9 protein-coding genes are annotated in these 8,093 nt (G+C 57.0%); 3 read left to right on the forward strand and 6 right to left on the reverse strand.

Going from position 1 to position 8,093, the window contains the following annotated elements; all coding sequences use genetic code 11:
- Positions 1-365 precede the first annotated feature (365 nt).
- From AD928_RS14290 to AD928_RS01225, 4 genes are all read right to left on the reverse strand, one after another.
- Entirely contained in the window at positions 366-968 is a 603-nt protein-coding gene (locus tag AD928_RS14290) for a hypothetical protein (RefSeq protein WP_233419883.1), read from the reverse strand.
- Positions 969-1,171: 203 nt separating this feature from the next.
- A complete protein-coding gene (locus AD928_RS14655; RefSeq protein WP_156470038.1) occupies positions 1,172-1,432 on the reverse strand; it encodes a hypothetical protein in 261 nt (86 codons plus the stop codon).
- A gap of 192 nt (positions 1,433-1,624) precedes the next feature.
- Positions 1,625-3,004, reverse strand: a complete 1,380-nt coding sequence (locus AD928_RS01220) for an MFS transporter (protein WP_167347329.1) — start codon at positions 3,002-3,004, stop codon at positions 1,625-1,627.
- 136 nt (positions 3,005-3,140) lie between these two features.
- The gene (locus AD928_RS01225) at positions 3,141-3,704 is read right to left on the reverse strand and encodes a hydrolase (RefSeq protein ID WP_062247597.1); all 564 of its coding nucleotides are present in this window, start codon (positions 3,702-3,704) and stop codon (positions 3,141-3,143) included.
- A 104-nt stretch (positions 3,705-3,808) separates the two neighbouring features.
- Here AD928_RS01225 and AD928_RS01230 point away from each other — a divergent pair, with 104 nt between their 5' ends.
- Positions 3,809-4,420: a TetR/AcrR family transcriptional regulator gene (locus AD928_RS01230; protein WP_062247599.1), complete on the forward strand. Its 612-nt coding sequence runs from the start codon at positions 3,809-3,811 to the stop codon at positions 4,418-4,420.
- Between the two features lie 21 nt (positions 4,421-4,441).
- Here AD928_RS01230 and AD928_RS01235 read toward each other — a convergent pair whose 3' ends face one another.
- Both AD928_RS01235 and AD928_RS01240 read right to left on the reverse strand, forming a co-directional pair.
- Positions 4,442-5,197 carry an anti-sigma factor family protein gene (locus AD928_RS01235; RefSeq protein ID WP_062247601.1) on the reverse strand — a complete coding sequence of 252 codons (756 nt, stop codon included), beginning with the start codon at positions 5,195-5,197 and terminating at the stop codon, positions 4,442-4,444.
- Positions 5,194-5,700 carry a sigma-70 family RNA polymerase sigma factor gene (locus AD928_RS01240; protein WP_062247603.1) on the reverse strand — a complete coding sequence of 169 codons (507 nt, stop codon included), beginning with the start codon at positions 5,698-5,700 and terminating at the stop codon, positions 5,194-5,196. Before AD928_RS01240 ends, AD928_RS01235 begins: the two co-directional genes overlap by 4 nt.
- A gap of 173 nt (positions 5,701-5,873) precedes the next feature.
- On the opposite strand from AD928_RS01240, the gene AD928_RS01245 reads away from it, so the two are divergent.
- Positions 5,874-6,971: a catalase family peroxidase gene (locus AD928_RS01245; RefSeq protein ID WP_062247605.1), complete on the forward strand. Its 1,098-nt coding sequence runs from the start codon at positions 5,874-5,876 to the stop codon at positions 6,969-6,971.
- Positions 6,968-7,519 (forward strand): cytochrome b, encoded by a 552-nt coding sequence (locus AD928_RS01250; protein ID WP_062247607.1) that lies wholly within the window; start codon positions 6,968-6,970, stop codon positions 7,517-7,519. Before AD928_RS01245 ends, AD928_RS01250 begins: the two co-directional genes overlap by 4 nt.
- Positions 7,520-8,093: the final 574 nt, after the last annotated feature.

An 8,093-nucleotide genomic window follows, 5' to 3' on the forward strand; every position in this document is an offset into this window, starting at 1 on the left:
CCGATAGCCGACTGTCTGTTCCCCCCTCCGATTTGCCCGTCTGTTTAGTGATGGAGAGCAGACAGGCAGCGGTCGCCTCCTTCCCGACACCTAAGTATGCGTTTGGCTTTTCGTAAAACAGACATAAGTTCCAAAACAACACTGGGTCTCCGCCTTTTTGTTGAACATCAATGGTCTCAGAAGCGGGCATTCAGTGCCAAATTTATCGTTGCTATTGATGACCTTTGTTGGGTAAATTATTCATTTCTCTTTGATTATGTCTGGGTTTATAGAAAATAACTTCTGCAAAGAACAAATAACCTGAGCAGGGTTTATACTCTGTTGGAATTAGCTATTGGTCCTGAGTGAGCGATAACGTCGAATATCTAGTTTAAATGACGTTCTTCAAGATAAACTTGGGGACGATTTCCGTATATTTTTGGAGTGTTTTTAATGATTCCAACAAGTTCAATAGGCATATTCTTAGACAAATATTCCTTTGAGTTGTCGCTTGTGTGTTTAATAACATTGGAAATGTGCGAAACCATACAAAGATTTTTATCCGGAATATTCTGTAAAGAGGTGTCTTTATTTCCTAAATACTTTAAGGTTTTCGCAGGGTTTCTGTAATTGCCAAGGTTTATAGATTGTGTTTCCGGATTTTCCTGATGAAACCATTGATAAACCGAAGTTTCCCAGTAATGATACGCAGTAAGCGCAAATGCGCGGCGGAGTTCCAAAAGCGCTTCCTGAAGGCGTTCGATATCCAAGTTAAGGATATCATTCTGTTCCCACAATACATATCCATCTTCATCACGCTCTCCGACAAAAACACTGTCTGCTTCGTATTGCTTCAACTGTTCTTGCTTGAAAGAGATAGCCTCTTGAAGGCTGTTCTGACCGCTTTTGGCAGCTAGCCGAATACAATCAAGACCACTTTGATATACGTATCCGCGTGGACTGAAGACGAATGGAAGCTTGGTAGGCATAACTACCATGTAACACGAAAAATCGTAATTAGATAGCAAGGGGAAGGGTGGATTGGCCGCCTCTGGGGGGGCCGGATTGCTGACCGGGACCCATGATTTCGAGATCACGCAGACCGGCCATGGGACATTGTTCCGCCAGAGCGAAGCGTTCGCCGGGGTTCTACTCTGGTTCTATGACGTTGAGGCGGTTCGGGCCGAGTTCATCAAAATGAACCAGGCCCTGAAATCCCGTGCCGAAGCGGCGTGACATCGACCAGATATCGCGACATTACACCGACCAGCACCGCCGCGAGCAATATGCTCATCAGCGTCAGCATGCCAAGCTGGATCACCACGCCACGGGCTAGCGGCCCGAAGTGGTAGCCGCTGGCGCCGGCCAAGACGAAGAACGGCCCTGCGAGCGCGGCGAGCACCAAACCCTTGTGCCAACCGATCCCAGCAGGGCGATGCGGCGTGCGGCGCACCAGCCACGGAAGCGGTAGGATGAAGACCCTCTATTCGATGATCCGACCGCTGCGAATTACAGCTTTTGATCTGCCAGCGTAAAGGGAGGTCAAACCGTGGGTCAGAAGATCTACCTGATGCCCTTTTGCGTCTGGCGAGTTATGCCTAGTAGTTACGTGGTCAGATTGCGGCTGCACTTCCGCACGCCAACTTTACGCTCGCGTGTCCCGATTTCCGAGGGTCCTGTCAAAAACTGTGCTGACGAACAGGATCATGCTGAGTGTGGCCATGATCCAAGCCAGACTATGGAGGCCATGGTCAGTCGCATGTGGACCGAACATGAGAGCGAGAACGCTGGTTGCGGCAATCGCGCCAACATATTGCGCGGTGCGCTGGAGTCCGGCCGCCGTTCCGATCTCTTCGGGGGGAGCCTGCACGTAAATCGCGGCTTGTGTCGCCGTTGAGAACATGCCTTGGGGGGCGCCAAAGAAGAGGGCAGCCAGTGCGATCCCCCATACTGGTGTGTAGCTATCCACCATTAGCAAGGCAGCGCAGCCGAGCAGGGCCGACCCAATACTTATTAGGAAAGGTGTGCGGATTGACCTGGTGCGTGTGCCTATCAGAGAAGAGGCAGCCGCCATGATCGACATTGGAATTGTGACGAGGCCAGCGGTTGCGCCGGAATAGCCGGCCGAGGTTTCCAGCCACTGCGCAAAACCATAGAGCATGCAGTACACCATCATCAACATAGTGCCGGCGCGAAGATACGTCGTTACCAGTGGACGGTTCCGGGCGAGCATCCGCACGTCGATAAAAGGTTGTCGTCGCCTGAGCGAATGCCGCACTAGACAGAAGCCGAGGATGGTGGCGACAGGCAGGGCTAGCCAGTCAGGGTGATCCAGATGAAGCAGGAAAACCATCAGGCTCACAAGAAAGGCCGTGAATAGCCCGATGCCGACCAGATCGACGACCTCGGTCAAACGATTGGGGCTCGTGCTCTGCGGTCCATCTTTCGGTGTCCATAGGACCACGAGGAAGATCGTCAACAGGGCCAAAGGAACGTTGACGCTGAAAATCGAGTGCCACCCGAACGTGCTGGTCAGCAGTCCGCCAAAAAAAGGACCGATCGCTGACAGGGAAAGAGCGGTCATCGAAAGTACCCCCATTGCGACACGCGGAGGCTCGCAACCAGATCTCTCCGCCTGCACGCGAAACAGGCGCATTGCTGAGGGGTATGCGCCGGATGTGCCGATTCCTAGCAACACACGTACCATGACAAGAGTGATAAGAGAGGGGGCAAACTGCCCCAGAACACCCGCTAGAGCGATCAGCGACAGGGACATGAGATAGACACGACGTGGCCCGAACAGGTCGGCCAGGCGCCCCATCGTTGGCTGTGCGACGGCGCTGGCCAGATAAAGACCCGAGATGAGCCAGCCCGCGTCCGCAACGCCAACATGAAGGTCCTGAGCGATCGGGACGAGAGCGGTGGAAATCATGGTCGAGTTGACCGGGTTCAGGGCCGATCCGAGCGCAAACGGCGTAACGAAACGAAAGCCAAAAGCTGACTGTGGTGTGGTGCGAGCTTGCATGGTCATCCCAAGGCAGACATGACCTCGACCGCGCTGCAAACCTAAGCGATGCGAGGACAGGTTGGGCGAAAGAGGGAAGGGTGCCGTTCGGTGTGGCACGGGCTGGCGCCCGCGCGACAAGGGAGCGCCGTTACGCTTAGGGTGTGAGTTCGATATCAGCAGCCTTCACCACACGACCGAGCCTCGGGAAAATGTGCTCGTAGGCGAAGTTGTGCATGTGGTCGCTGTGAGCGGATGTCGCATCTTCTGCGAAGATCACGGCATAACCATGTTCATGCGCGGCGCGGGCAGTGGATTCCACGCCGATGTTGGTTGAGATGCCCCCGAGAACGATTGTCCTGATCCCGCGACGGCGGAGCTGAAGGTCAAGTTCGGTCCCGTAGAAGGCGTTCCAGTGCCGCTTGGTAATGGTAAGGTCCGAGGGCTCTTGCAGCCCTTCCACAAGGTCAGTCCAGTCCGCAGGCATACCTTCTGCGGTCAGGGGCTGATCGACGGGCAGGTGCAGCGCATCGCCCCAATCCTTGGAGAAACCGACGTTTACGAGAATGACCGGTGCACCGGCTTTCCTGAAGGCCTTAGCGAGCTCCTTGCCTTTCTCCACTACGACGTCGGTCGTGTGGGGAGCCGCAGGCATGGCGACGATACCTTTCTGAAGATCGATGAGGACGAGGGCAGTAGTTTTCGCAGGGAGCGAGAGCATGGGAGCTTCCTTGTGAGTGGTGGAGGTCTTGCTGAAGGCTGCATGATGGCTTAGGTATTTGAGGGATTCCTCAAGGAATGGATTATTTGAGTATAGGATCAACTATGTCAAGCCACAGCCGCGCTCCGCTCACCCCACGGCGCGCAAATGGTCGCCAGCGGGTCGCGGAGCTATTGCAGGCGGCCGCAAGCGTCATTCAGGAAAGAGGATTTGAGGCCGCGACAATGGCCGAGATTGCGGCCAAAGCGGACGCGAAGATCGGATCGCTGTATCGGTTCTTCCCAAACAAGGAGGCCGTCGCGGATGCTTTGATGCAAAATTATTCCGAGCTTCTGGAAGCCGAGTATCAAGGCGTGATCGCGCAGGCCGCAGCCATGAGCGTCGATGAACTGGCTGATGCTCTTATGGACTTGCTGGTAAGGACCTATTCACACGCACAGGCGGTCATCGCTTTGCTCGACTCCCGAACGGACTGGACAGATATTCGCCTGCGCTTCCGTGAACAGGCCGTGGAGGGGGTGCTGGCGGCCTTGCAGATGAACGCCCCCCATCTCGGCGAAGCCGAAGGCAGGGACATTGCGACCGTAGTGTTGAACAATATGAAGACCATAGTCGCGGTGACATTCGGGAATGCCCCAACGACACGCAATGCCCCTGACGAACTCAAACTGATGAATCGGCTTTATCTGAATAATCGCCTTCGCCTAGACGGATAATCTTGATGGACGCCGGCCCGGTCAGCTCGCTTCGTCCATCAGATCCCGTGCGCGATTGGCCAGAATATGCAGGTTACTGACGGGCGCGTCGGCTGACATACTGATCCCAAGCCCATCCTGCGCCCAGATATAGCCCGGCATACGCTGCATCGGACGCATGGGGGCCGTCATGTCACGACCATACATGGGCCGAACAAACAGGGAAATACGGCTACCACTGTCGTCATTGTAGAAGAAGACGCACGCCGGACCGTGATCCGTCGTGACCAGTTGTCCACCCGCGAGTTGATAGCCCGCAGCCGACAGATCGGGCGGCCGGACCGGGCGGCCGAGCGTCTGTCCTCCCCACGCCGCCAGTTGCACGATATTGCCGGGCGCGATCGTGCCTCCTTTGCCTGCTTTATGTACAATGGTTGCTTCCTGCTCGACCGAGGCAAGGCCGAGGGGTACTTCACGGTCGCGGAGAAACCATCCCCCACCCGTCCCAATAGACAGTGCCAGGACGATGGATGCTGCCATCTGCGGCATACTGAAACGCCGATGCCTGCGCTGTTCCAGCCGGGTGACATCGAAACGCGCCGGCACGGGTTGCCTAAGTTCGGTGTCCATTGCCAGCCGCAACAGGTCACGGTCCGCCCGCCATGCCTCGACACGCTGGCGTGCGTCAGGGTTCGCATTCAACCAGTCTTCGACCGTCCGGCGTCGTTCGAGCGGCAGGAGATCATCGACCCAGGCCTGAAGATCATCCTCGGTCACAGGGCGGTCGGGCCGCATCATTTTACCCTCCTGAGCATGGGACGCTCTTCATGATTGACAAGGCTGTGCAGGACGGTGCGCCCCCGCGAGAGTCGTGACATAACGGTGCCGACCGGCACTCCCAGTATTTCAGCGACTGTTGCGTATTCAAACCCCTCGACGCCGACCAGCAACAGCACCTGCCGGTGGTCATCGGACAGGCGTTCGAAGGCTCGGGCAACCTCTTTCCATTCCAGATGCGGGATCTGGCCGGGCTCCTGCATCGGTTCGGGATGGGACCCCTCCATCGCCGGAAGCAGTCGGCGCAGACGACGCCAGTGACTGACATTGAGGCGATGGGCAATGGTGAACAGCCAGGGCCGCAGATCCGGCCGTCCGCGCACCTGATGCAGTCGGGTCAGCGCGCGTTCCAGACAGTCCTGAACCAGATCGTCGGCCTGATGCGGGTCGCGCGTCAGCACGCGGGCATACCGTCTCAGGGCCGGTATGGCGCTCTGCAACCTGATGTCATCACCCTCACTCACTCCTGCTCTGCCTCATATGGTTCCTGGTATTGCTGATGAAGACGCTCTTGCCGTCTGTTTATTCCCGCCAAAGCAAGGCAACCGCAAAATATTCCGCAAAGCGCGCGCCATGAAGGGAATAGATCCGAGCTTCCAGGCGTCTCCACGACAGACGCTTTCAAAGGATCGAAACAATGGCGACGAAACCTGTCGTGCCGCCCGCCTCTGCCTTGCGCTGGCTCGGCGTGATCACAGCGCCCATAGCCTTGGCGCTGGGTTTTTTATGGGCAGGCGGCTGGCTGACGCCCCATCGGCTGACACAAACGAGCCTGCTTGACGCATTGCGCGCCGTGGATGGTGTGCATCCAGGCTTTCGCCGCAACCACGCCAAAGGCGTCTGCGTCACGGGATGGTTTGAGGGCAATGGCAATGCCGCTGCTCTTTCTGCTGCATCCATTTTACGTCAGGGCCAGCGGGTGCCCGTAGTCGGGCGCTTTGCTCTGGCTGGTGGCATGCCCTTTCAGGCTGATGCTCCCGCGAAGATCCGCAGCATGGCGCTGAGTCTCATGTCTCCGAACGGTCAGGAATGGCGCATGGGCCTGAACGACATTCCCGTCTTCCCGGTGCGAACGCCGCAGGAGTTTCATGATCTTCAGTGGGCGTCGCGCCCGGACCCTGCGACCGGAAAATCTGATCCCATGCGGTTGAAAGCATTCCGGGCCGGGCATCCGTGGTTGCAGGAGGCGGCGGGACGTATCACCCATCGTTCCGTCTCGGGAGGTTTTGCGGACGACACCTATCGCAGTCTCGACAGCTTCCTGCTGGTCAAGGAGAACGGCGAGAAGACAGCGGTACGTTGGGCTATGGAGCCAGTGCAGACCGCGATAGCAGCCGGCGGAAATACGGACGACCACGATTATCATTTCCGAGATCTGATCGACGATATTCATGCCCGCCCCCTGCAATGGCGACTGCTGGTGACAGTAGCGGGCGGCCATGACGTTATCGACGATCCGAGCCAGGTCTGGGCAGAGGATGACCGGCAGATCGACGCAGGCACTCTCACCCTGACGGCCGTCGAGAGTGAAGAAGGCGGCCCCTGCACGGGCATCACCTTCGATCCTCTGGTCCTGCCGCCCGGTGTGGCGCCGTCCGGAGATCCGATCCTGCAAGCACGGTCTGCCGCCTATATGCGGTCGTTTTCTCTGCGTTCTGGTGAAAAATCCCCGGTTCCCGCCATTACTCCGTCCCTGACGGCCGCGCCAGGCGATGCGGAAGGAAAGAAATCATGAGCCGCGCAAAATCGTTTTCCCTGCCATCGCGTGTCCTGCACTGGCTGATGGCCGCCATGATTCTCATCATGCTGTTTATCGGCGTGTTCATGGCATCGACCGTGGGACCGAACTATGACCGGCTGGTCGCTCTTCATCGCCCGCTGGGTATTGCGATTCTTGCGCTCGCACTCCTGCGTCTGGCGAACCGCCTGCGTTCTCCGCCGCCGCCCTTGCCGGAAGAGCTGCCACCCACAATGAAAATCGGGGCCAAGGCATCGCATCTGCTGCTCTACGCGCTGATGATCGCTATGCCGCTTGTCGGCTGGGGGATGATGTCTGCTGGTGGCTACCCCATTCTGCTGTGGGGACGATCAATGCTTCTACCGCCAATCCTGCCGCATGATCCGACCCTATGGGCATGGCTAAGGTCAGTGCATACCGTGCTGGCTTTCCTGCTGTTCGGGCTCGTTCTGGCTCATATCGGTGCGGCCATGTTTCATGGTTTCATCCGACGGGACGGAGTGCTGCAAAGCATGATTTTCACGCAGAAATCAGCTAAAGGTTGACGAAATACCTTCTAGGATTAGGGGGATGGCATGCCCGATGCGGGCTGGCTTCACGTTCTCGAAATTCCTGCATGGCCTGAAGTGGCGTAGGGTGAAGCTGGTTTGGGGATAAACCGAATGGCTTCCTGGATAAAAGAACTAGAAAAGCTGCCATTCAGGAGCGTACTGTTCCACGGACACGAAAGTCATATCGAAAGCCATCGAACAGTACGTTTCCCTCATATTGGGCATCTCAAAAAGGTAAACAAAGTCCGAAACTGGACGTTATGGCACTCTGTTTCGTCACTCTTTGAACGTAAGACCGGTCATCTCTTCGCTTTTGTGCCAAAGCTCGTCGGCTGTCCTAGGATCAATCGCGTAGGCTTCGACCCCGGTCAGGCGATTGGCGCGATCCTCGGTGCTCACATCGACGGGATCAATCTTCGGTAGCACGGGCGTAATGTCGCAATCAGCGCAATACACGCCCCCTTTACCATCAAGCTCCCGGCTGACCGCGCACCAGATATGGGTTGCGGCTCCCTGCGGGACTGATTTCAGGTCACGGCTCAGATCGACGCGGAAATCTCACAGAAGG

The organism is Acetobacter cerevisiae, from assembly GCF_001580535.1.
Taxonomy (GTDB): Bacteria; Pseudomonadota; Alphaproteobacteria; order Acetobacterales; family Acetobacteraceae; genus Acetobacter; species Acetobacter cerevisiae.